The sequence below is a fragment of the Stenotrophomonas sp. YJH_SMC_123 genome, assembly GCF_059368215.1.
In genome coordinates this window covers 18777-40805 of record NZ_JCAFRM010000013.1, presented here as the reverse complement: position 1 = coordinate 40805, position 22029 = coordinate 18777, and the positions used below count along the sequence as shown (strand labels likewise).

At 68.3% G+C, this 22029-nt stretch carries 19 protein-coding genes; all 19 read right to left on the bottom strand.

The window, feature by feature from the left end; genetic code table 11:
• Nucleotides 1-1524 (bottom strand): HAMP domain-containing methyl-accepting chemotaxis protein (locus AC5P5W_RS20240; protein WP_495221415.1); only part of this gene is annotated, 1524 nt, incomplete at its 3' end.
• A 368-nt stretch (nt 1525-1892) separates the two neighbouring features.
• Nucleotides 1893-3881, bottom strand: a complete 1989-nt coding sequence (locus AC5P5W_RS20235) for a chemotaxis protein CheW (RefSeq protein WP_197574769.1) — start codon at nt 3879-3881, stop codon at nt 1893-1895.
• A 45-nt stretch (nt 3882-3926) separates the two neighbouring features.
• On the bottom strand, nt 3927-4292 hold the full coding sequence (locus AC5P5W_RS20230) for a response regulator (protein WP_005409521.1): 366 nt from the start codon (nt 4290-4292) through the stop codon (nt 3927-3929).
• The gene (locus AC5P5W_RS20225) at nt 4289-4597 is read right to left on the bottom strand and encodes an STAS domain-containing protein (protein ID WP_014647026.1); all 309 of its coding nucleotides are present in this window, start codon (nt 4595-4597) and stop codon (nt 4289-4291) included. Before AC5P5W_RS20225 ends, AC5P5W_RS20230 begins: the two co-directional genes overlap by 4 nt.
• 285 nt (nt 4598-4882) lie before the next feature.
• Complete coding sequence (locus tag AC5P5W_RS20220; protein ID WP_197574771.1) at nt 4883-6148, bottom strand: chemotaxis protein CheW; 1266 nt, start codon at nt 6146-6148, stop codon at nt 4883-4885.
• A complete protein-coding gene (locus AC5P5W_RS20215) occupies nt 6145-6927 on the bottom strand; it encodes a ParA family protein (protein ID WP_014647028.1) in 783 nt (260 codons plus the stop codon). Before AC5P5W_RS20215 ends, AC5P5W_RS20220 begins: the two co-directional genes overlap by 4 nt.
• Before the next feature lie 4 nt (nt 6928-6931).
• A complete protein-coding gene (gene motD, locus AC5P5W_RS20210; protein WP_014647029.1) occupies nt 6932-7948 on the bottom strand; it encodes a flagellar motor protein MotD in 1017 nt (338 codons plus the stop codon).
• A gap of 1 nt (nt 7949) precedes the next feature.
• A complete protein-coding gene (locus tag AC5P5W_RS20205; RefSeq protein ID WP_005409527.1) occupies nt 7950-8690 on the bottom strand; it encodes a flagellar motor protein in 741 nt (246 codons plus the stop codon).
• A 90-nt stretch (nt 8691-8780) separates the two neighbouring features.
• The gene (locus AC5P5W_RS20200) at nt 8781-10625 is read right to left on the bottom strand and encodes a chemotaxis protein CheA (RefSeq protein ID WP_032959429.1); all 1845 of its coding nucleotides are present in this window, start codon (nt 10623-10625) and stop codon (nt 8781-8783) included.
• Between the two features lie 2 nt (nt 10626-10627).
• Nucleotides 10628-11233: a protein phosphatase CheZ gene (locus tag AC5P5W_RS20195; protein ID WP_049441909.1), complete on the bottom strand. Its 606-nt coding sequence runs from the start codon at nt 11231-11233 to the stop codon at nt 10628-10630.
• On the bottom strand, nt 11233-11625 hold the full coding sequence (gene cheY, locus AC5P5W_RS20190; protein WP_005413247.1) for a chemotaxis response regulator CheY: 393 nt from the start codon (nt 11623-11625) through the stop codon (nt 11233-11235). The genes AC5P5W_RS20195 and cheY overlap by 1 nt, the downstream gene beginning before the upstream one ends.
• Nucleotides 11626-11682: 57 nt before the next feature.
• Nucleotides 11683-12429 carry an RNA polymerase sigma factor FliA gene (locus AC5P5W_RS20185; protein WP_014647032.1) on the bottom strand — a complete coding sequence of 249 codons (747 nt, stop codon included), beginning with the start codon at nt 12427-12429 and terminating at the stop codon, nt 11683-11685.
• Nucleotides 12426-13313 (bottom strand): MinD/ParA family ATP-binding protein, encoded by an 888-nt coding sequence (locus AC5P5W_RS20180; RefSeq protein WP_032959426.1) that lies wholly within the window; start codon nt 13311-13313, stop codon nt 12426-12428. Before AC5P5W_RS20180 ends, AC5P5W_RS20185 begins: the two co-directional genes overlap by 4 nt.
• Entirely contained in the window at nt 13300-14916 is a 1617-nt protein-coding gene (gene flhF, locus AC5P5W_RS20175; RefSeq protein WP_046430441.1) for a flagellar biosynthesis GTPase FlhF, read from the bottom strand. Before flhF ends, AC5P5W_RS20180 begins: the two co-directional genes overlap by 14 nt.
• A gap of 145 nt (nt 14917-15061) precedes the next feature.
• Nucleotides 15062-17122, bottom strand: coding sequence for a flagellar biosynthesis protein FlhA (gene flhA, locus AC5P5W_RS20170; RefSeq protein WP_495221416.1), 2061 nt, complete (start codon nt 17120-17122; stop codon nt 15062-15064).
• Nucleotides 17123-17166: 44 nt separating this feature from the next.
• Nucleotides 17167-18297 (bottom strand): flagellar biosynthesis protein FlhB, encoded by a 1131-nt coding sequence (gene flhB, locus AC5P5W_RS20165; RefSeq protein WP_014037101.1) that lies wholly within the window; start codon nt 18295-18297, stop codon nt 17167-17169.
• A gap of 206 nt (nt 18298-18503) precedes the next feature.
• Complete coding sequence (locus tag AC5P5W_RS20160; protein ID WP_075076495.1) at nt 18504-20636, bottom strand: putative bifunctional diguanylate cyclase/phosphodiesterase; 2133 nt, start codon at nt 20634-20636, stop codon at nt 18504-18506.
• Nucleotides 20637-20911: 275 nt separating this feature from the next.
• Complete coding sequence (gene fliR / locus AC5P5W_RS20155; RefSeq protein ID WP_046430450.1) at nt 20912-21703, bottom strand: flagellar biosynthetic protein FliR; 792 nt, start codon at nt 21701-21703, stop codon at nt 20912-20914.
• A 13-nt stretch (nt 21704-21716) separates the two neighbouring features.
• Nucleotides 21717-21986: a flagellar biosynthetic protein FliQ gene (locus AC5P5W_RS20150; protein WP_005413254.1), complete on the bottom strand. Its 270-nt coding sequence runs from the start codon at nt 21984-21986 to the stop codon at nt 21717-21719.
• Nucleotides 21987-22029: the final 43 nt, after the last annotated feature.

Sequence of the window (22029 nt, the reverse complement as noted above, 5' to 3'; positions counted from 1 at the left end):
GGCGAGCTGGTTGGCCTGGCGTGCGTGCTCGGCGTTCTGGCGCACGGTGGAGGTCAGTTCCTCCATCGAGGCGGCGGTTTCTTCCAGGTTGGCGGCCTGCTGCTCGGTGCGGCGCGACAGGTCGCTGTTGCCGGAGGCGATCTCGCCGGCGGCGAGGGTGATGCTGGAGGCGCTGGCCTGGATCTGGCCGACGATCTGGGTCAGCTGTGCAACGGTGGTGTTGGCATCATCCCGCATGCGCGCGAACACGCCATTGAACTGGCCTTCCATGCGCGCGGTCAGGTCGCCGGCGGCGATCGACTGCAGCAGCTGCGAGAGCTGGCCGAGGTTGCCGTCGGCCACCTGCATCATGGTGTTGAGATGCTCGATCATCAGCTTGAAGTCATGCTGGAAACGCTGTGCGTCGCCGCGCTGGCTGAAGTCACCGGCAGCGGCCGCCGCGGCCAGCTGCTGGATCTGCGAATTGATCGCCAGCAGGCTGGCCTTGGCCGCGTCCATCGATTCGTGCAGGATCGCGCGGCTGCCGGGCAGGCGGCGTGCATCCGGGGTGAGATTGCCGATGGCGTACTGGTTGAGCACGTCGATGGCATCGCGGATCGCATCCAGGTGCTCGAAGATCACCGTATTGATGCCGCCGGCCAGCTGGCCATAGACACCCGGGAAATCTTCCGGAATGCGATGGCTGATGTCCGGTCCCGCGTGCATCTGTGCCATCAGCTGGGTCTGCTCGCTGAAGCGGCGGAGCATTGCGGTCATCTCGGTCGTGGCGGCCAGCATCCTGCCGGCTTCGTCCTTGCTGGTGGCCTGGGTGCTGACGCTGAGGTCGCCGCGGGCAACCGCCTGGATGGCATGCACGGCCTTGCCCAGCGGGCCAGTAACGGCGCGCGAGATGACGATGGCCAGCGCGGCGGCCACCAGCGACAGCAGCACGATGCAGCCGATGATGGCGATCATGCTGGTGCGATGGGTGGCGTTGGCGTCGGCGATTTTGCCGTCCATCTGCCCGGCGATGTGGGTGCCCAGTGCCTTCATCGCAGCGAACAGGTCGCGGCGCGCCGGGCGTGACTGCTCATCGGAGATCTGCTGGGCCTGCGCGCCATCACCGGCGGCCACGGCGTCGCGCATCGCCTTGTTGGCAGCGAAGTAGCGATCCAGCTGGGTGCTGGCGGCGCGATACAGTTCGCGCTCCTTGTCCAGCGCCGGCAGCGCCGCGTACGCCGCCAGTTCGTCATGTACGGCCTTGGCGGTATCGTCCATGCGCTTGTTGTAGTCGGCGACCTTCTCCGGCTGGTCGAGCATGCTCAGCTGGGCCAGTTCGTAGGTGCGGAACTCACCGAGCTGCGAGCGCGCCTCGCCCAGGTGCTGGACCGAGGGGATATCGTTGCCGGCCATCTCGCGCAGCTGTGCGTTGGCTTCGCTCAGTCGCAGCAGGGCGAACGCGCCGAGGACCAGGGTCATCAGGGTGGTAAGGGTGAACCCCACGGCCAGCTTGCGGGCGATGGGCAGATCTTGGAACCACTTCATGCAGGGTGCTCCAGGTGGGCAGAGTGCCGGCGTCTGTGCGCCGGTTTGGGGGGGGTTGCAGAGCGAACGGTGGTGCCCGGTGGGGTTCGGTGACGGCCGTCATTGCGAAATAACGGCGCCGTCCGCGTGGACTTTATGGACGCAGATCACATTCGGTTGCGTAGGGATGACAGCGCGAAAGCGTTGCAGCGGCGTGCTTTCGCTTGGATGAAGTAGTTGCGCCCGCAACCATCATGGCGACGGAGTTCACAGAAGGGATGGGGTCGGATCCCTTTCCTGCGGAAAGGGATCCGACCCCCTTGGCAGAGCGCGCAAACAAAAACCGCCGCCCCGAAGGGCGGCGGTCCAGTACACGCATGCAGTGTGGATCAGGCGGCCTGCGGCATCCGCAGTGAACGCACCAGCCCGCCGATGTCGACGATCAATGCGACGCGGCCGTCGCCGAGAATGGTCGCACCGGACACCCCGCCGATGCGGCGGTAGTTGTTCTCGATGTTCTTCACCACCACCTGCTGCTGGCCGACCAGTTCGTCCACTTCCAGGGCGATCTTCTGGCCATCGCCTTCGACCACCACCACCAGCGATTCGCTGCCGGGTGCACGGTTGCCGTAGCCGTAGTACTCGCTCAGCGACAGGATCGGCAGGTATTCACCGCGCACGCGCAGCACGCGGCCTTCGCCGGCCATGCTGCGGATGTCCTCGGCTTGCGGCTGCAACGCCTCAAGCACATAGGCCAACGGCAGGATCAGGGTCTCACCGGCTACCGCCACGGTCATGCCATCGAGGATGGCCAGGGTGAGCGGCAGGCGGATCAGCGTGCGGGTGCCAGCGCCGAGGCTGCTTTCAATCTGCACCTCGCCCCCCAACGCCTGGATGTTGCGGCGGACCACGTCCATGCCGACGCCACGACCGGACAGGTCAGTGACCGCATCGGCCGTGGAAAAGCCGGGCTGGAAGATCAGGTCCCAGACCTGCGAATCGGTCGGGTTGTCCGGCACCGCCAGGCCGCGCTCGGTGGCCTTGGCCAGGATCTTGGCGCGGTCCAGGCCGCGACCGTCGTCGCTGACTTCGATGACGATGTGGCCGCCCTGGTGCGAGGCCGCCAGGGTGATCGTGCCGGTTTCGTCCTTGCCTGCACCGCGGCGCACGTCGGGCATTTCCAGGCCGTGGTCGATCGAGTTGCGCACCAGATGCACCAGCGGATCGGCGATCTTCTCGATCAGGCCCTTGTCCAGCTCGGTACCTTCGCCGACGGTGCGCAGCCGCACCTGCTTGCCGAGGCGGCTGGACAGGTCGCGGACCAGGCGCGGGAAGCGACGGAACACCGCATCGACCGGCAGCATGCGCACGCCGATCACCGCTTCCTGCAGGTCGCGGGTGTTGCGTTCAAGCTGGTCCAGGCCAGCGAACAGGCTCTCGGCGTGGACCGGGTCCAGCGCATGCGAGACCTGCTTGAGCATGGCCTGGGTGATGACCAGTTCGCCGACCAGGTTGATCAGCGCGTCGACCTTGTCGACGCTGACGCGGATGGAGGTTTCCGCTTCCTGGCTGGCGCCACCGCTGGCGGCAGGCGCGGCGGGTGCCGACGGCGACGCTGCCGCCGGAGCGGGAGCAGCCGCGGCCGGCGCCTGGGTGGCGAGGCTCGGCGGTGCGGCCGGACGGATGTCCAGCTCGCAGTCGTCCAGTACCCACGCGAAGGTGTCTTCGATCTTGCTGCGCGGCACCTTGCCGACCAGACCCAGATCCCACGCCAGGTGGGCTTCGAGCGGATCGAGCTGGGCGAAGCCCGGCAGGCGGTCCATGCGCGCGGCGACCTGCAGCGAACCGAGGTGTTCCAGTTCGCGGATGATGCGCAGCGGGTCGTTGCCGCTCATGAACAGCGACGGCGCCGGGGTGAAGCCGATCTGCCAGGCTTCCGGCGTATCGTCCACCTTGGCTGCGGCGGTCGCCGGGGCGCTCGCTGCGGCCTGGCCGGACAGAACCGCCTCCAGGCGTGCCTTCACCGCAGCGACGGCAGCCGGATCGGCAGCCTGGCCATGTTCGGCTTCGCGCAGCAGGGCGCGCAGCACGTCCACCGAAGACAGCATGGCGTCGACGGCGTGGCCTTCCAGTGCCCGCTTGCCGGCGCGCAGCTCATCGAGCAGCGTTTCCAGCACGTGGGTCAGGCCGGCGATCGCGTCGAAGCCGAAGGTGCCGGCGCCGCCCTTGATCGAATGGGCAGCGCGGAACACCGAATTGATGATCTCCGCGTCTTGCTGCCCCGATTCCAGGGCCAGCAGGCCAGCCTCCATCGCGTCGAGGCCTTCGCGGCTCTCCTCGAAGAAGGTGGCGTGGAAGCGTTGCAGGTCCATGCTCATGGCAGTGGTGGTCCGGAAGCGAAGAGGGGGAGCGGTGCCGGGCGATCAGCCCAGCACTTTCTGCACGGTGGCGACCAGCTGTTCGGGATTGAACGGCTTGACCAGCCAACCCGTAGCGCCAGCGGCCTTGCCTTCGGACTTCTTGTCGGCGGCAGATTCGGTGGTCAGCATCAGCAGCGGGGTGAACTTGTAGTCCGGCAGCTGGCGCAGTTCGCGGATCAGCGCGATGCCATCCATGTTCGGCATGTTGACGTCGGTAACCACCGCATTGAAGCGCTGGCCCTTGGCGCGACCGAGCGCGACCGCGCCGTCTTCAGCTTCTTCGACGGCAAAACCGGCCGAGGTGAGGGCGAAGGACACCATCTGGCGCATCGACGCCGAATCGTCCACCACCAAGATACGTGCGCTCATGCAGCGTTCTCCACAGATTTCAGGTTGTCATGGGTTACGTCCAGGCCGAGGGCCTGGGTGACGCCCAGCAGGCGCGCGGCGTCACGGAAGGTTGCAGTGCAACCGTGGAAGCCGGTGCCCAGGCCTGCCTCGCGGCGGGCCTGCACGAACGCACACAGCACCTGCACGGCGGCCGTGTGGATGCGGGCGACCTGGCTGGCATCCAGGGTCAGCTCGCCTGCCTGCTCCACCAGGGGGGCAAGGCGGTTCTTGAGCTCGGTAGTGCTCTCGATGCCGAGATCCCCACCCAGTTCGACAGTGCTCATCGTTGCTCCGGACAAACGGTTCCGTGATCCATAACGGCACCCCGGTGGGGTTCTTTAGAAGAATCGACGCGGTGCGTCGATGCGGTCGCTGTTGAAAAGGGGACGGAGGGGATTAAGTCGCAAGCGACCTGGCTCTGCCGCAGCCCCCTCGGCAACGGCGACCGCGCAGTGGGGATGTAAGGTGTTGATCCAACGGATCAACTCCTTGCGTCCCCGACAGGCACCGCTTCGGCGCCAAGCGCCGAGCCACTTGCGACTTAATCCCCTCCGTCCCCTTTTTGGGGGTCAGCTCAACAGCCGTGTGGCGTCCAGCAGGATCATCGGGCGCTGGCTGACGCGGGCCACGCCGCGGAACAGGTCGTTGGAAATCTGGCAGATGCGTGCGGTATCGGGAGGTTCGATCTGCGAATCGGTGAGGTTGGCGACATCTTCCACTGCCGACACGCGCAGGCCGATGGTCTCTCCGTCTTCCTCCAGCACCACGATGCGGGTCTGGGCGTCGTCCTCGGCGGCAGCCGCGCCCAGGTGCAGGCCCAGATCCATCACCGGAACCACCTGACCGCGCAGGTTCATGATGCCCAGCATGGCGGCAGCGGTGCCGCGCAACGGCAGCAGCGGCACCGGCAGCACGACCTCCTGGACCTTCAGCAGTTCCAGCGCATAGGCCTGGGTGCCGCAGCGCAGGCGCAGCCAGCGCGAGGTGCGTTCACCGGCGCGACGGTTCTGCGGATGCGGGCTGCGGGCCGGTTGGTGGGCCTGCGCCTGCAGCTCCTGCCAGGTGCCGGGGCGGTTGCCTGCGGGTGCATCGACGGCGACGCGCGGCGGCGGCGTGGCGGCGCGTGCGGCCGGGGCCGGTGCAGGGCGTGCCGCCGGGGGTGCCACCGGCGCTGCGACCACGGCGGGCGGCGGCGCAGGCACGTCTTCGCCACCAGCGGCCGCCTCGAAGGCGGCCTGCAGGCCGGGGCTGTCGGTGTGGGCGAGACGATGGCTGTCCGCCGGGTCGGTCTCGTAGATCACTTCGTCCGGCAGATCGTCCCAGGTGGGTTCCGGGCCGGTGTTCGCAGCGGCCGCAGCGGGTGCCGGCGCGGTTTCGTGGATGACCTCGTCGGGCAGGTCATCCCAGGTCGGCTCGCGTTCGGTGGACCCAGCGCTGGCCGGCGCGGCGGCGGCCTCGAAGGCGGCCTCCAGTGCAGCCTCATCCTCGGCCGGGGCCGCGACGACGGCATCCGTTTCGTTGACCACTTCAGCGGGCAGGTCGTCCCACGTGGGTTCGCGTTCGGCATCGATCACGCCGACGGGCGCGGACGCAGCATCGAAAGCGGCTTCCAGTGCGGCATTGTCCACGGCAGGGGCAGCGGCAACGCTCTCGGTTTCGGTTTCGTAGATCACCTCGGCCGGCAGGTCATCCCAGGTGGGTTCGCGTTCGGCGGCGGCTTCGGTGGCCGTGGCCGGGGCGGTGCTGATCGGCGCGGGGTGGGGAGCGGCGGCCGGGGCGATCGCCTCGCCCAGCAGTTCGTCCAGGTAGTCGTCGAGGATGCCGGTGCTGTTCATGCGGCCTGCTCCAGGGCACGGGCATCCTCGCCGAGAATCCAGTTCAAGGCGCGCCGGTAGGCGGCCAGGCCGCGCCCCGGGTAGTCTTCGCCGACGCTCGGCAGGGTCAGCCCGGCGGCGTTGCTGATGCGGGTGTCGATCGGAATCGCATCTTCCCAGACGCGGCTGCCATGGCGGTCCTGCATGGTGCGCAGCGACTCGTTGCCGGCGCGGGTGCGGCGGTCGAACAGGGTTGGCAGGATCGAGATCGGCAGCGGCCGCCGGCGCGAACGCTCGACCATCTCGCCGGTGCGGACCATGCCATCCAGGCCGTGCAGCGCCAGCGGCTCGGCCTGGGTCGGAATGATCAGGCGATCGGCGGCAGCCAGTGCATTGATCATCAGCAGGCCGAGCGTCGGTGCGCAGTCCAGCAGGATGTAGTCGTGCTGGCCCTGGTGGCGCGCCAGCGCGTTCTGCAGGGCCAGGCCGAGGCCGGGTTGGTTGGCGCTACGGCGTTCCAGCGTGGCCAGCGCGGACTGCGCGCAGACGTAGTCCAGGCCCTGGATGTTGCTGGCATGGCACAGGCCGGACAGGTCCGCCGGCGGTGCGCCGAACAGCTCCAGCACGCCGGCCGGCGGCGGGTCCACCGGCACGCCGAAGGCGCGGCTGAGCGAAGCATGCGGATCGAGGTCGATCAGCAGCACGCGATGGCCGAGCGCGGCCAGGCCGCGGCCGAGGGCGAGGGTGGTGGTGGTCTTGCCGACTCCGCCCTTCTGGTTGGCGACTGCCCAGATGCGCATCGGATTACTCCTTCATTGCCGGGGGAACGGCGGCGCCGACGCGGCTGCCAGCCGGCACCGGTGGCAACGTCACCGGTGCGATGGGGGAGGTGGGGGCGCTGGCCGGCGTTGCGGCGGCCTGTTCGGTGACGGTGCTGCCGGTGGCGCCGGTGGCTGCGTTCAGGCGCTGGCCGAGCGGGTCCACCGAATGCGAGGTGTCGGCCAGGATGATGACCATCACCCGGCGGTTGCGGTTGCGGCCCTGTGCGCTGTCGTTCTCTTCGCGCGGGCGGAACTGGCCATAGCCGACCATTGCCAGCCGCGACGGCTGCACGCCCTGGTCGGCGAACAGATGCACCACGCTGGCGGCGCGTCCGGCCGACAGCTCCCAGTTCGAAGGGAAGGTGGCGGTGGCGATCGGCACGTTGTCGGTGTGGCCTTCCACGCGCACGCTGTTGGGCACGTCGCGCAGCACCTCGGCCAGGCTGGCCAGGGTCTGCCGCGCATGTACGTCCAGTGCGGCCGAGCCGGTGGGGAACAGGATGTCGCTGTTGATCTCGACCTCGATCCACAGTTCCGTGCGGCGCACGCTGATCATGCCGCGGTCGATCAGCGGCGCCAGTGCGGCGGTGAGGCGGTCGGCAATCGTGTTGAGCTGGCGCTCGGCACGGGCGATCTGCTCCTGGTTGTGCACCGACACGGGCATGCGCATCTGCGAGGCCATCGACGGCAGCAGCGTCGGGTCGTGCGAGGGCGCCGGCGCGGACGGTCCGATCTTGGTGCCGGACTTGATCACCGACGGGCTGTCCCAGCCGCCACCCTGCACCTGCTTGTTGCCCACCTGCACCGGATTGATCGTGCGCGGCGCGCCACCGAAGGCATCGGTGAGCGCGTCGGCCATGATCCGGTACTTGCCCTCGTTCACCGACGAGATCGCGTACATGACCACGAAGAAGGCGAGCAGCAGCGTCATCAGGTCGGCATAGGGGATCGCCCATGCTTCGTGGTTGGCGTGCTCTTCGTGGTGCTTGCGGCGGGCCATGTCAGTGCAGGAAGCCGGAGAGGTTGGTTTCGATGTTGCGCGGGTTCTCGCCCTGGGCGATCGAGATCAGGCCTTCGATGACCATTTCGCGGTCGCGCGTGTTGTGCGAGATCACGCTCTTGAGCTTGGCGGCGATCGGCAGGAACAGCAGGTTGGCCGAGGCGATGCCGTAGATCGTGGCGGTGAACGCCGCAGCGATGCCGTGGCCGAGCTTGCTCGGGTCGGCCAGGTTCTTCATCACCGCGATCAGGCCCAGCACGGCGCCGATGATGCCGAGCGTCGGTGCGTAGATGCCCATCGCTTCGAACACCTTGGCGCCGGCCTGGTCCTGGTGTTCCTGGCTGCCCAGTTCGATTTCCAGCATGTGCCGCATCGATTCGGGCTCGACACCGTCCACCAGCAGCTGCAGGCCCTTGCGCAGGAACGGGTCCTGCTGCGCTTCCACCTGCGATTCCAGGCCGAGCAGGCCCTGGCGGCGGGCGATGTTGCTCCACTCGACGATCTGCTGGATCAGTTCGCGGCGATCGCTGTGCGGCGGGCGCACGACCCAGCGCACGATCTTGAACGCATGCTTGAACACCGCCGGCGAGGTGTGCAGCAGGATCGCGGCAACGGTGCCGACGATGACGATCACGAACGCCGCAGGCGACCACAACGACGCCAGGCCGGCGCCCTTGAGGATGCTGCCACCGACCAGCGAGGCCAGGGCGAGAAAGAGTCCAATGAGGCTGAGTCTATCCATGGATCCGGTATCGGCTTGTATGAATGGGACTTGAGACACCGGTACGGGCTACTGGTGCGACTTCACGGTTTTACGGGTTCAGCAAGCGGGTCAGTCGTGCGGGCTGCGCAGGCCATCCACATCCAGGATCAGCGCCATGCGACCATCGCCGATCAAGGTTGCACCGGCGTAACCGCGCAGGCCGCGCAGGGCCTTCGGCAGTGGCTTGATGACCACTTCCTCGCGCCCACGGACCTGGTCCACGACCAGGCCGAAGCGCGCTTCGCCGGCCTGCAGCACCACGATGGTCAGCAGGGTCGATGCGGCCGGCGTCACATCCAGCCACTGCCGCAGATCGACCAGCGGCAGCGTGTGCGAACGGCGGTCGAGCACGGCACGGCCATCGAACCAGCCCAGCGAGGTGGGCGGCGCGTGCAGCACCTCCATCACGCGCGCCAGCGGCAGCGCATAGACGTCCTCGCCGGCCTGCACCAGCAGGGTCGGCAGGATCGCCAGGGTCAGCGGCACGCGGATCAGGAAGCGGCTGCCGCGGCCCAGCTCCGACTGGATCTGGATCTGCCCGCTGAGTTCGCGGATGCGCGACTGCACCACGTCCATGCCGACGCCGCGCCCGGAAATATCCGTGACCTGCTGCTTGGTCGAGAAGCCGGGCAGGAACACCAGGTGCAGGCACTCCTCGCTGCTCAGGCGGGCGGCGGCTTCCGGATCGATCAGGCCCTTCTCGCGTGCCTTCGCGCGCAGCTTTTCCGGATCGATGCCGGCGCCATCGTCCTGCACCTCGATGCTGACGTAGTCACCTTCCTGCTGCGCCGACAACCGCACATGGCCCATGCGCGGCTTGCCCTGCGCTTCGCGCAGGTCGGGCATTTCCACGCCATGGTCGATGGCGTTGCGGACCAGGTGCACCAGCGGGTCGGCCAGCGCTTCGACCAGGTTGCGGTCGAGCTCGGTTTCGGCGCCGATCAGCTCCAGGTCCACTTCCTTCTTCAGCGAGCGGGCGACGTCGCGGGCGACCTTGGGGAAGCGCGAGAATACCTTGCCCACCGGCTGCATGCGGGTGCGCATCACCGCCGACTGCAGGCGCGCGGTGGCGATGTCCAGGGTGGACACGGCGCGGTCCAGCTCCTCGTCGCGCAGGCGCGCACGCAGGGTCTTGAGCCGGTTGCGCGACAGCACCAGTTCGCCGATCAGGTTGACGATCGCATCCAGGCGCTTGGTGTCCACGCGCACGGTGTGTTCGGCTTCGGCCAGCGGCTTGGCGGCCGGCTTGGCCACCGGTGCCGGTGCGGCCGCCGGGCGCGGGGCGGCGATCGGTGCCGGCGCCACCGCAGCTGCGGGCCTGGCGCCGGGTGCGGCGCCGCCGTGCAGCTGGTCGAGCAGGGCTTCGAACTCATCTTCGCTGATCAGGCCGTCGTCGGCCTTCTTTGCCGGCGCCACCGCAGTCGGTGCGTTGCCACCGTGCAGCTGGTCGAGCAGCGCCTCGAACTCGTCGTCGGTGATCAGGTCGCCGGCACCGGCCGCCGGTGCGGCGGCAGCGGCGGCAGGCGCTGCTGCACCTCCATGCACGTCGAACTGGGCGATCAGGTCCGGCGGTGCATAGCCCGGCTCGGTGCCGGAAGACACGGCATCGAGCATCGACTGCAGGTAGTCCAGCGATTGCTGGGCGGCGTCGAAGTGATGGGCCTGCAGCACGGCCTGGCCGGCACGTGCAGCGCCCAGCGCTTCTTCAGCGGCGTGGCACAGCTCGACCATGGCGGTGACACCGAGGAAACCCGCGCCGCCCTTGAGCGTGTGGTAGCCCCGGAACACCGCGTTGAGCTGTTCGGTGTCCTGCGGTGCCTGCTCCAGCGACACCAGCTGTTCGCCGAGGCGATCCAGGATTTCCTGTGCCTCGATGATGAAATCGGCAGTGATGTCGTCGGATACCGCGCTCATGCTTACAGCCCCAGATCCGACAACAGGTCGTCGGCGTCGTTCTGCGAGACCGCGTGGCGGTCCAGTCCCTTCAGTGCCGGCCCGGCCAGTTCCGGGTCGGTGCGATGCTGTTCCGGCGGCAGGCCGAGCGCGCCGAAGCCTTCATGCACGCGGCGGACGATGCCGACCACGCGACGGATGATCTGCCCGGTCAGGTCCTGGTAGCTCTGGGTCAGGGCGATCTCGGTCAGGTTGTGGCGGATGCGCTCGAGCTGCACGTCCTGGCCTGGCTGCAGGCCTTCGGCGCGCAGCTGCTCGGTCAGGCTGCGGCATTCCTCGGCCAGGTCCAGGGTGCGGTGGGTGGCCTGTTCGGTCATCGCCACCACGTGGTCCAGACGTGCGCACGCATCGTCCAGTTCGCCGGCCTCGCTGGGCACGGTCGGCAGTTCGCCCAGGGCCTGCCCCAGCTCGCGGGCCAGCCGCGAGAGGCCGCTCATCATCGGCTGCGTGCGCAGCGCGACCAGTCCGTCGATGCGTTGCCGCCAGGCGGCTTCGTCACCGGACTCCAGGGCATCCAGGGCTTCCTGCAGGCGCAGGGCGAGGGCGTTCTTGTCGACCGTGGTATCCATCAGGCGCTGGCCGCCAGGCGTTCGAAGATCTTGCCCAGCTTCTCTTCCAGCGTCTGCGCGGTGAACGGCTTGATGATGTAGCCGTTCACGCCGTTCTGGGCCGCTTCGATGATCTGCTCGCGCTTGGCTTCGGCGGTGACCATCAGCACGGGCAGGGTCTTCAGCTTGGCGTCGGCACGGATCGCCTTGAGCAGTTCGATGCCGGTCATCACCGGCATGTTCCAGTCGGTGACGACGAAATCGAAGGGCTGGCTCTGCAGCAGCGACAGCGCGGCATGCCCGTCCTCGGCTTCGGCGGTGTTGGTGAAGCCCAGATCGCCCAGCAGGTTCTTGACGATTCGACGCATGGTCGAGAAGTCGTCGACGATGAGGATGCGCATGTTCTTGTTCAAAGCAGAGTTCCTTTGTTGTTCATTCCGGGCGGCCGGGGGCAGTCGCCTCGGGGATGTTCATTCTTCCAGGCCGGCGTCGACGGCCTCGAAAATCTTCAGGCGGCCGCGCAGGCGCAGCACGGCCTGGCCATGGATCTGGCAGACCCGCGACTCGCTCACGCCGAGCACCGCGCCGATCTCCTTCAGGTTCAGCTCCTGCTCGTAGTACAGCGAGAGCACCAGCTGTTCGCGCTCGGGCAGGTGGCCGATGGCCTTGCCCAGCTCACGGCCGAACTCGCCGCGCTCCAGCACCTGCTGCGGGGTCGGGCCGCCCTGGGCGACGGTATCCAGTTCGCCCTGGTCTTCGATGCGCGACTCCAGGCTCAGCACCTGGCCACGTGCGGCGTCTTCCATCAGCCTCAGGTACTCGGGCAGCGGCATCTCCATCGCGGCGGCCACTTCGGTGGCGCTGGCGGCACGGCCCGTGCTCTGTTCCAGGCGGCGGATGGTGGCGGCGGCGTCGCGTGCACGGCGGTGCACCGAGCGCGGCACCCAGTCGCCACGGCGGATCTCGTCGATCATCGAGCCGCGGATGCGGATCGAGGCATAGGTCTCGAACGAGGCGCCCTGGTCGGCGTCGTAGCTGCGCGAGGCTTCGATCAGGCCCATCATGCCGGCCTGGATCAGATCATCGACTTCGACGCTGGCCGGCAGGCGCGCGGCCAGGTGGTGGGCGATGCGTCGCACCAGGTCCGAATGCTGGGCGATGACCTCGTTGGCCGCCGAGCGCTGGACTTCCCTGTACTGGTGGGCTGCGCCTTTCATGCGGCCACCCCACGCTGCTTGAGGATGCGTTCGAGGAAGAACTCGACGCCACCGCGCGGTTCGGTCGGTGCCTGCCAGCGCGCGGTGCGGCGTGCGATCTCGGTGATCGCCAGCGCCGACGGGCTGGACGGATAGGCCTTCACCACCGGCTGCTGGCGCTGCACCGACAGGCGCAGCCAGTCATCCTGCGGCACGCAGCCCAGGTAGTTCAGCGAGACATCGGCGAGGAACTTCTCGCAGACGCGGGTCAGCTTCTCGTACAGCACGCGGCCCTCGTTCGGGTCGCGCACCATGTTGGCCACCACCTGGACGCGGTCCACGCCGCGCTCGCGCGACAGCACCTTGATCAGTGCGTAGGCGTCGGTGATCGAGGCCGGTTCGTCACAGACCACCACCACGGTGTCCTGCGCGGCCTGGCAGAAGGTCAGCACGCCGTCGGTGATGCCGGCGGCGGTATCGACCACCATGATGTCCAGCTCGCGTTCCAGTTCGGAGAACACGTTGACCAGGCCGACATGCTCGGCCGGGGCAAGCTCGGCCATGTGCCGGCGGCCGGAAGCGGCCGGGACCACCAGCACGCCGTTCGGGCCTTCGACGATGACGTCGTCCAGCGAGCAGCGGCCGGCCACCAGGTCGGCCAGCGTAAAGGTGGGGTTCAAGCCCAGGATCACGTCGATGTTGGCCAGGCCGAGGTCGGCGTCCAGCAGCAGCGTGCGCTTGCCCATGCCGGCCAGCGCCACCGCCAGGTTGGCGGACACATTCGTCTTGCCCACGCCGCCCTTGCCGCCGGTCACCGCGATGGTGCGCACAGGGCCGAGCGGCTCGCTGCGGGTGGCCGACAGCGGGAAGGTCTTGGTCAGCTTGGCGTACTCACGCGACGGCATGGTTCAACTCCGGGTTGCAGGGCATATCGGCCGCTCGGCGCAAATCTTCAAGGCGAAGTACAAGATTGGCTGCACTGGCCCGGTGCAGGTCCTCCGGGACGTCCTGGCCATCGGTCACCCAGGTGATCGGCAGGGCGTGGTCCACGGCCACCGACAGGGCGTTGCCGAAGCGGCCGGTCTCGTCCAGCTTGCTCAGCACCAGGCCCTGCAGGTTGGCCGCACCGAAGCGGCGCACCACCTCGTCCATGTCGCCGAAGCTGGTGTTGGCCGGCAGCACCAGCAGGGTGCGCACCTGGCGCGCGGCGCGCAGCCACTGCAGCTGGGCGGCCAGGGCACGGTCGCGCGGGCCCAGGCCGGCGGTATCGATCAGCACCAGCTTGTAGTCCTTCAAGCGTTCCAGCAGCTGGTCCAGGTCGGTGCCGCTGTTGGCCTCGTGCACGGCGATGCCGAGCTGGCGGCCGTAGCCATACAGCTGTTCACGGGCGCCGATGCGGGTGGTGTCGGTGGTGACCAGGGCGACGTCACGCGGGGCGTGCTTCTCGGCGAAGCGCGAGGCCAGCTTGGCGATGGTGGTGGTCTTGCCGGCGCCGGTCGGGCCGACCAGCGCGATCACGCCGCCTTCTTCCAGCGGGTCGACCGGGGCGATCGGCAGCTTGCGCGAGATCAGCCCCAGCATCAGGCCGCGGCCACGATGGGCTTCGGTTTCCAGCGGGATCTGCATGGCCACGTCGCGGGCCAGCCCGGCGTCGAAACCGTACTCGTCCATCAGGTCCAGCGCGGTGGCGCGCACCGGGCTGCCACGCAGGCGCTCATCGGTGAAGCGGTTCATCTCGCGCTCGATCACCTGGCGCATGCCGGCCACTTCCTGGCGCAGCTGGCGGATCTCGGCGTCGTCCTGGGCAACCACGGTCAGCGTCGGTGCCGGGGCCAGCATGGGGGCCGGGCTGGCCTCGATAGCGGCTTCGACCGCTGCCGGTTCGCTGGCGGCGATCCCGGGCTGCGCGTCGATCACGGCAGCGGTCGGCAGCGGCGGCGGCAGCACGGCCGGGGCCACGCTTTCGTGATGCGCCTCGTGCGGCGGGTCGATCTGGAAGCGCGCGCGGTTGGCCGGCACGGTGGCGGCCGGTGCAACGATGGCCTCGGCGAACGGGGCGAAGATCTGGTCCGGCGGTGCCGGTTCGTTGACGGCGGCGCGGGCCAGGGTGGCGGCGAAGCCGGTGCTGCCCCGGGTCGGCACGATCTCGTCGGCGCTGTCCAGGGTGCGGCCGGTGGCACCGACGGCGGCGCGGGCGAGGGCGGCCACTGCCGAGGTGGTGGCCGCGACCGGTTCCGGCGCCGGGGTGCTGCTGCGGCGGCGGGTGACGGCGGCGATCACCGCGTCGGCGGCGGTGCGCGGCTTGGGTGCCGGCGGCGGTGCGACGTCACGGCGCGAGGCTTCCAGTGCACGCTGCACGGCGCTCTCGTCGTAGTTGGCGGCGGCGACGATCTCGATGCCTTCCTCGATCCGGCGGTTGGACAGGATCACGGCGTCAGGACCATGTTCCTTGCGCACCAGGTTCATGGCCGAGCGCATGTCGGCGGCGACGAATCGTTTGATTTTCATGCTGTGGTCACGGGGCGAAGACGGCGGGGTGGCGGTCGGAGAACTCGGGTGGTCGGTGGTCTGCACGGTGCGGGTTCCCCTTGGTATCTGTCTGTTGCGTTGGTTCGAAAGTGGTGTCTGTTTTCTGGCGCATCGCAGGGCGGCGTCAGCTGATCGTTCCGACCAGCTTCAGGCGCTTGTCCTCCGGCACCTCGCTGTAGGCCAGGACCGACAGCGACGGAACGCTGTGGCGGACCAGGCGGGCCAGCGCGGCGCGCACCGGGCCAGGTACCAGCACGACCGCGGGCTCGTTGCGGGCTTCCTGCTTGCTGACACATTCGGCCAGGCTCTGGTGCAGTCGCTCAGCGAGTCCGGGTTCCAGCGCGGCGCCGTTGCCCTGCGTGGACTCCTGCAAGACACGTTCCAATTGCGGGTTGAGGGTGAATACCGGCAGCTCCGCCGACATTCCGGCGATCTCCTGCACGATGAAGCGGCCTAGTGCGGTGCGAACAGCGGCGGTCAGCACGGCCGGGTCCTGGCTGCTGGGCGCATGTTCGACCAGTGCCTCGGCGATCTTGCGCAGCTGGCGGATCGGAATGCGCTCGACCAGCAGGTTCTGCAGCACGCGCACCACCGCCGACAGCGGCAACGCCTTCGGCGTCAGATCTTCGACGAGCTTGGGCGCGCTCTTGGCAAGGTTGGCCAGCAGGTGCTGCACTTCTTCGTGGCCGAGCAGTTCCGGCGCGTGCTCACGGATCAGGTGCGACAGATGGGTGGCGACCACGGTGGCCGGATCGACCACGGTGTAGCCCAGCGTTTCGGCCTGGGCGCGCTGGTGCGGCTGGATCCAGGTGGCGTCCAGGCCGAACGCGGGGTCCTTGCCGGCGATGCCTTCCAGCGCGCCGAGCGCGCTGCCCGGGTCCAGCGCCAGCTCGCGGTCGGGGTGGATCTCGGCGGTGGCCACCGGCACGCCGTGCACCAGCACGCGGTAGCCGTTGGCCGGCAGTTCCAGGTTGTCGCGGATGTGCACCGACGGGATCAGGAAGCCGACATCCTGGGTCAGCTTGCGGCGCACGCCCTTGATGCGCGCCATCAGTTCGCCGCCCTGGTTGCTGTCCACCAGCGGGATCAGCCGGTAGCCGACCTCCAGGCCCAGCGGATCGACCGGGCGCAGTTCGTCCCAGCTCAGTTCGGCAGTCGGTGCCGGTGCGGCCGGGCGGCCGAGTGCGTTGAGTGCGGCGGCATCGGTGCCACCGCCTGCCGCATCGGCAGGCGGCGCCTTGCCCTTGCGGTACAGCTTCCAGGCGATGAAGCCGAGGATCGCGGCCAGCGTCAGGAAAGCGACGTTGGGCATGCCCGGCACCAGGCCGACCACGCCGATGATGCCGGCGGTGATCGCCAGCGCACGGTACTGGCCGAACACCTGGCCGGTCATGGCCTGGGCCATGTCCTGCGAGCGCGAGGCGCGGGTAACCAGCATGGCCACGGCGCTGGAGACCAGCAGGGCCGGCAGCTGCGCTACCAGGCCGTCACCGATCGACAGCAGGGTGTAGGTGGCGGCGGCTTCGCCGAACGGCATGCCATGCTGCAGCACGCCCACCGCCAGGCCGCCGAGCATGTTGATGAACAGGATCAGGATGCCGGCAATGGCATCGCCGCGGATGAACTTGCTGGCGCCGTCCATCGCACCGTAGAAGTCGGCTTCCTCACGCACTTCCTCGCGGCGCAGCTTGGCTTCTTCACGCGTCAGCAAACCGGCGTTGAGGTCGGCGTCGATCGCCATCTGCTTGCCGGGCATCGCGTCCAGGATGAAGCGCGCGGTCACTTCCGAAACGCGGCCGGCACCCTTGGTAATGACCACGAAATTGATGATGGTCAGGATCGCGAACACCACGATGCCGACCGCATAGTTGCCGCCGATCACGAATTCACCGAAGGCGGCGATGACCTTGCCCGCGGCATCGTGGCCGTTCTGGCCGTTCAGCAGGATCACGCGGGTGGAGGCCACGTTCAGCGCCAGCCGCAGCATGGTGGTGATCAGCAGCACGATCGGGAAGATGGTGAAGTCCAGCGGGCGCTTCACGTAGACCACCGCCAGCAGCACCATCAGCGAGATGGCGATGTTGAAGGTGAACAGCGCATCGAGCACCGGCGCGGCCAGCGGCACCACGACCATGGCCAGCAGGGCCAGCACGATCAGCGGCGCGCCAAGGCCCTGGCGGATCATTTCCAGGGCGCGGCGGGTGTTGAAACCGGCGGAGGGCTGGGCGCTCACGGGCGGCCTCCCTTGCCGAATTCATCCACCTGGATGTGCGGGGCGTCCGGCATCGGGCCAGTGCGCCAGGCGCGCAGCTGGTAGACGTAGGACAGGACCTGGGCGACGGCCGAATACAGTCTCACGGGGATTTCCTTTCCGAGTTGGCCTTCCCGATACAAGGCGCGTGCCAAAGGCGGGGCGGAGACGATCGCCACCTTGTTGCCGTCGGCCACTTCACGGATGCGCAGGGCGGTTTCGTCCACGCCCAGCGCGACCACGGTGGGGGCGTTCATGGCGCCGCCCTCGTACTTCAGGGCCACCGCGTAGTGGGTGGGGTTGACCACCACCACGTCGGCAGTGGGCACCGCCTCCATCATCCGGCGGTTGGCCATCTGCTGCTGCAGCTGGCGGATGCGGCCCTTCACCTCGGGGCTGCCCTCGCTTTCCTTCATTTCCCGGCGCAGTTCCTCGCGGGTCATCTTCAGCTTGCGCATCCAGTTCCAGCGCTGGTACGGCGCATCGATGGCGGCCAGCACCAGCATCGCGCCGGCGGTCGCCAGCAGCAGGCGCAGGGTGAAGCCCAGGCCATCGGTGATGGCGGTTTCCAGCGGGTGGTGGATCAGCCCGCGCAGGGTGTCGAAGCCGGTCCAGACCACCAGCCCGGCGGCGACGCCGACGAAGGCCACGCGCAGCAGCGATTTGGTGAATTCGGCAATCGCCTCCGGGCCATACAGGCGCTTGAGCCCGCTCATCGGGTTCATGCGGTTGATGTCGGGCAGCAACGCCTTCTGCGACCAGCGCAGGCCGCCCATCACCAGCGGGGCGACGAAGCTGGCCAGCAGGCAGACCAGCACCAGCGGTGCGATCACCAGCATGAACTGCAGCAGCAGGTCGCCGAAGTGGCCGAACAGTTCCTTCGGGTTCTGCCGCAGGCTCTGTTCGGGGCTGAGCGCGTGCTTCATCCAGGCCGTGGCGCCACGGCCGATCGAGCCGCTCATGGCCATCACCGCCAGCACGCCGGCGCCGAACACGGCGGCGGTGCCAAGTTCGCGCGAGCGCGGCAGGTTGCCCTGTTCACGGGCGTCGCGCAGGCGTTTTTCGGTGGGTTGTTCGGTCTTTTCGCCGGCGGATTCGTTCTCGGACATCACGGGCACTGCGGCAGGGGGTGCCGGGGTGCGTGCAAGAACCGTTCCACGCCTGGCGTGGATCTACCGACGGCCCGTTCTGTAGAGCCGAGCCCACGCTCGGCTACGGTTGGGGCCAGGCGCGAAGCACCGCCGGGCATGAGCTCGGCTCTACAGGAGAGTGCCGCAGGAATCGTTCCGTGATGGCGGGCGCGCGTGGCCCGGTGTCAGCCGGGCGGGTATTGCGGCGGCGGGCTCTGTGCCAGTTCCACCCGCGGCCGGGGCAGGTCGTGCAGCTGCATGAAGCGCGCCGCATCCACCGGGCGGCCCAGCAGGTATCCCTGCAGGAAGTCGCAGCCCAGGCGTTCCAGGTAGGCGCGCTGCGCGGCGGTCTCCACGCCCTCGGCGACGATGTCCATGTCCAGCGCATGGCCCAGCGCCACGATCGCCGAGACGATCACCACGTCTTCGGCACTGTGTTCCAGGTCGCGCACGAACGCATGGTCGATCTTGATCTCGGTGGCCGGCAGCCGCTTCAGGTACAGCAGGCTGGAATAGCCGGTTCCGAAATCATCGATGGAGATGCCCACGCCCAGCGCCGACAGCGCCTGCAGCAGGCGAAGACTGGTATCGGTATCGCGCATGACGGTGCTTTCAGTGATCTCCAGCACCAGGTGGCGCGGGGCAATGCCATGGCGCTCGATCACCTCGCGCACATCCTGCAGCAGGTGCGGCGAACTGAACTGCACCGGCGACAGGTTCACCGACATCGACCAGCTTTCATGCCCGGTGTCGTGCCAGCGCCGCAGCTGCTGGCAGGCCTGGTCCAGCGCCCAGCGCCCGATCTCGTTGATCGCACCGCTGCGCTCGGCCAGGCGGATGAAGCGGTCGGGGGGAATCAGGCCGTGTTCCGGATGGCGCCAGCGGATCAGCGCTTCGGCGCCGGCCACCTTCTGCGTGGCCACGCGGATCTTCGGCTGATAGTGCAGGAACAGCTGCTCGCTGCCGATGGCGCGGCGCAGGTCGGCCAGCAGCCGGAACTGCTGCTCGGCACTGTCGTTCATCCAGTCGGCGAACAGCACGAAGGCGTTGCGACCGGACTCCTTGGCCTGGTACATCGCCGCGTCGGCGAAGGCCATCAACTGGCGCTCGCTGGCGGCGTGGTCCGGGCAGATCGCCACGCCGATGCTGGCGGTCACCTGCAGTTCGTTGTCCGGCAGCAACGGGCCGCTGCCCACCGCCTGCAGGATGCGCCGGGCCAGGGTCGGCAGGTCCTCGTCGTGCTCGATGCGCACCACCAGCACGAACTCGTCGCCGCCCAGCCGTGCCAGCATATCGTGCGGGCGCAGCAGCTGGCGGGTGCGTTCGGCCACCGCCACCAGCAGCGCATCACCGGCCTGATGGCCATAGGCATCATTGACCTGCTTGAAGCCGTCCAGGTCCATGAACATCACCGCGAAGCGGTTGCCGCCCTGTTCGGCCTCGGCCAGTGCCTGCACGATGCGCCGCTGCAGCAGCAGGCGGTTGGGCAGGCGGGTGAGAGGATCGTGCAGCGCGGCCTGGGTCAGTTCCTGCTGCGCGTCGGTCAACGAGGTGCTCAGCATCGAATTGCGCAGCCGCAGCAGTTGCGCTTCCACGCGCTGGTCCAGCCATGAGACCACCAGCACCACGGCCAGGATCGCCACGGTCAGCACTACCACCAGCATCGCCAGCCACTCGTTCTGCAGGCCATCGCCGACCGCCGCGCCGCAGACGCTGCCTTCCGGGAAGCGCGCAGCGGCCATGCCGGTGTAATGCATGCCGACGATGGCCAGGCCGAGCAGGCCCGCCGCCGCCAGTCGATCACCGATGCGGGTGCGCTGGGCGCGCAGCCGGAACGCCACGTACAGCGCGGTCCAGGAGGCAGCCACCGCCACCATCAGCGAGAACAGCAGCCAACCCGGGTCGTAGTCGATGCCCGGCTGCATGCGCATTGCAGCCATGCCAACGTAATGCATGCCGGCGATGCCGGTGCCCATCAGCAGGGCGCCGACCGCCAATCGCGGGTGGGGCAGGGTGCGCAGCGAGACCAGCCACAGCGCGAACACCGATGAGGCGATGGCAAGCGCAAGCGAGAGCAGGGTGATGGGAAGGTCGTAGCCCAATGGAATGGGCAGGTCGAAAGCCAGCATGCCGATGAAATGCATCGACCAGATGCCCAGGCCCATGGCGAAGCCGCCGCCCAGCCGCCACCACCAGGCCGCGCCCCTGCCCGGTGCGGTCACCGTGCGCCCGGCCATCGCCAGCGCGGTGTATGAAGCCATCACGGCGACCAGCAGCGAGATCGCCACCAGCCACGGGTTGTACGTGCCTACCAGCATTCGTCAGTCTCCCGGACCTGCCTGTCGACGGAAACCACGGTGGGGCATGCATGAGGCAGGCCGACGCACGACGCCGGCCATGTGCGGCATCCCCCCGGTTGCCGCGCATTCACTCTAACGCGCAGACCGGGGGGGACTTCAAGCGGCAATACGTGAAATTGCGCCTCTGTAGAGCCGAGCCCATGCTCGGCTGCCTTCGGCAGGAGCGGCAGCCGAGCATGGGCTCGGCTTTACAGAAACAAATGCATGGCAAGCAGTAGAACGTGATGATCGGGTCAGTGTGTGACCGCGTCCGCAGCCTGGAAGGCGGCGTCGAACAGGCGCTGTACCGGCGGCCCCATTTCCCCGGCCAGCAGGGCCAGCAGGAACAGGCCCAGCAGCAGCGAGACCGGCAGGCCCAGCTGGATCGGATTCAGCGCAGGGGCGGCACGCGCCAGCACGCCGAAGGCCAGGTTCACCGCCAGCATCGCCACGGTGAGCGGAATGGCCAGGCTCAGCGCGCCGCGCAGCACGGTCAGCAGGAAGGTCGGGGCGATGCTGAAGAAGGCGTGCGGATCGGGCAGTGGAGCACCGATCGGCAGTGCGCGGTAGCTGTCGACCAGCAAAGAGATCAACGCCAGGTGGCCGTTGGCGGTGAAGAACAGCAGGCCGAACAGCAGGTAGAACCACTGGCCGATCACACCTGAAGTGCCACCGCGCAGCGGGTCGCTCATCTGCGCGAAGGCCAGGCCGGTGCCCTGCGCGATCAGTTCGCCGGCCATCGCACCGGCTTCGAATACCAGCCGCAGCATGAAACCGATGGAAACGCCGATGGCCAGTTCGCGCGCGATGGTCAGCACCGTAGCCGCGTCGAAGCCGGTCCAGTCCGGTACCGGTGGCAGCAACGGCGCCAGTGCAATGGCCAGGGTGCCGGCCAGTACCACGCGCACCCGCGACGGCACCGCACGCGTGCCGACCATGGGCATGGCCATCGCCACTGCGCCGATGCGCAGCATGGTCCACAGCACCGTGCCGATCATGCCGAAGGCCTGCAGGCCGTCGGCCGCCATCTGTGTCGCGGCGTCCATCGAAGCGCGTGCCCTAGCCGATCAGGTGTGGGATGCGCTGGAACAGCAGCGTGGTGAATTCAACCAGGTGGCCGATCAGCAGGCTGCCCAGCGCGAACAGCACCGCGGTCAGCGCTGCCGCCTTGGCGACGAAGGCAATGGTCGGTTCATTGAGCTGGGTCGCGGCCTGCACCACGCCCACCACCACGCCCACCACCAGCACGGTGAGCAGCAACGGGCCGGCCACCCACAGCACGGTGATCAGGCCGCCACGCAGTTCGGTCAAGGCAAGTTCGGGAGACATTCGGGTTCCACCTTCTTATATAGAGTCGAGCCATGCTCGACTG

What these genes read in the sequence shown, in the direction of transcription:
- AC5P5W_RS20235 (WP_197574769.1), bottom strand. Translation starts at nt 3,881, where the DNA reads ATGAGCATGGACCTGCAACGCTTCCACGCCACCTTCTTCGAGGAGAGC.
- AC5P5W_RS20230 (WP_005409521.1), bottom strand. Translation starts at nt 4,292, where the DNA reads ATGAGCGCACGTATCTTGGTGGTGGACGATTCGGCGTCGATGCGCCAG.
- AC5P5W_RS20225 (WP_014647026.1), bottom strand. Translation starts at nt 4,597, where the DNA reads ATGAGCACTGTCGAACTGGGTGGGGATCTCGGCATCGAGAGCACTACC.
- AC5P5W_RS20220 (WP_197574771.1), bottom strand. Translation starts at nt 6,148, where the DNA reads ATGAACAGCACCGGCATCCTCGACGACTACCTGGACGAACTGCTGGGC.
- AC5P5W_RS20215 (WP_014647028.1), bottom strand. Translation starts at nt 6,927, where the DNA reads ATGCGCATCTGGGCAGTCGCCAACCAGAAGGGCGGAGTCGGCAAGACC.
- motD (WP_014647029.1), bottom strand. Translation starts at nt 7,948, where the DNA reads ATGGCCCGCCGCAAGCACCACGAAGAGCACGCCAACCACGAAGCATGG.
- AC5P5W_RS20205 (WP_005409527.1), bottom strand. Translation starts at nt 8,690, where the DNA reads ATGGATAGACTCAGCCTCATTGGACTCTTTCTCGCCCTGGCCTCGCTG.
- AC5P5W_RS20200 (WP_032959429.1), bottom strand. Translation starts at nt 10,625, where the DNA reads ATGAGCGCGGTATCCGACGACATCACTGCCGATTTCATCATCGAGGCA.
- AC5P5W_RS20195 (WP_049441909.1), bottom strand. Translation starts at nt 11,233, where the DNA reads ATGGATACCACGGTCGACAAGAACGCCCTCGCCCTGCGCCTGCAGGAA.
- AC5P5W_RS20185 (WP_014647032.1), bottom strand. Translation starts at nt 12,429, where the DNA reads ATGAAAGGCGCAGCCCACCAGTACAGGGAAGTCCAGCGCTCGGCGGCC.
- AC5P5W_RS20180 (WP_032959426.1), bottom strand. Translation starts at nt 13,313, where the DNA reads ATGCCGTCGCGTGAGTACGCCAAGCTGACCAAGACCTTCCCGCTGTCG.
- flhF (WP_046430441.1), bottom strand. Translation starts at nt 14,916, where the DNA reads ATGAAAATCAAACGATTCGTCGCCGCCGACATGCGCTCGGCCATGAAC.
- flhA (WP_495221416.1), bottom strand. Translation starts at nt 17,122, where the DNA reads ATGATCCGCCAGGGCCTTGGCGCGCCGCTGATCGTGCTGGCCCTGCTG.
- flhB (WP_014037101.1), bottom strand. Translation starts at nt 18,297, where the DNA reads ATGTCCGAGAACGAATCCGCCGGCGAAAAGACCGAACAACCCACCGAA.
- AC5P5W_RS20160 (WP_075076495.1), bottom strand. Translation starts at nt 20,636, where the DNA reads ATGCTGGTAGGCACGTACAACCCGTGGCTGGTGGCGATCTCGCTGCTG.
- fliR (WP_046430450.1), bottom strand. Translation starts at nt 21,703, where the DNA reads ATGGACGCCGCGACACAGATGGCGGCCGACGGCCTGCAGGCCTTCGGC.
- AC5P5W_RS20150 (WP_005413254.1), bottom strand. Translation starts at nt 21,986, where the DNA reads ATGTCTCCCGAACTTGCCTTGACCGAACTGCGTGGCGGCCTGATCACC.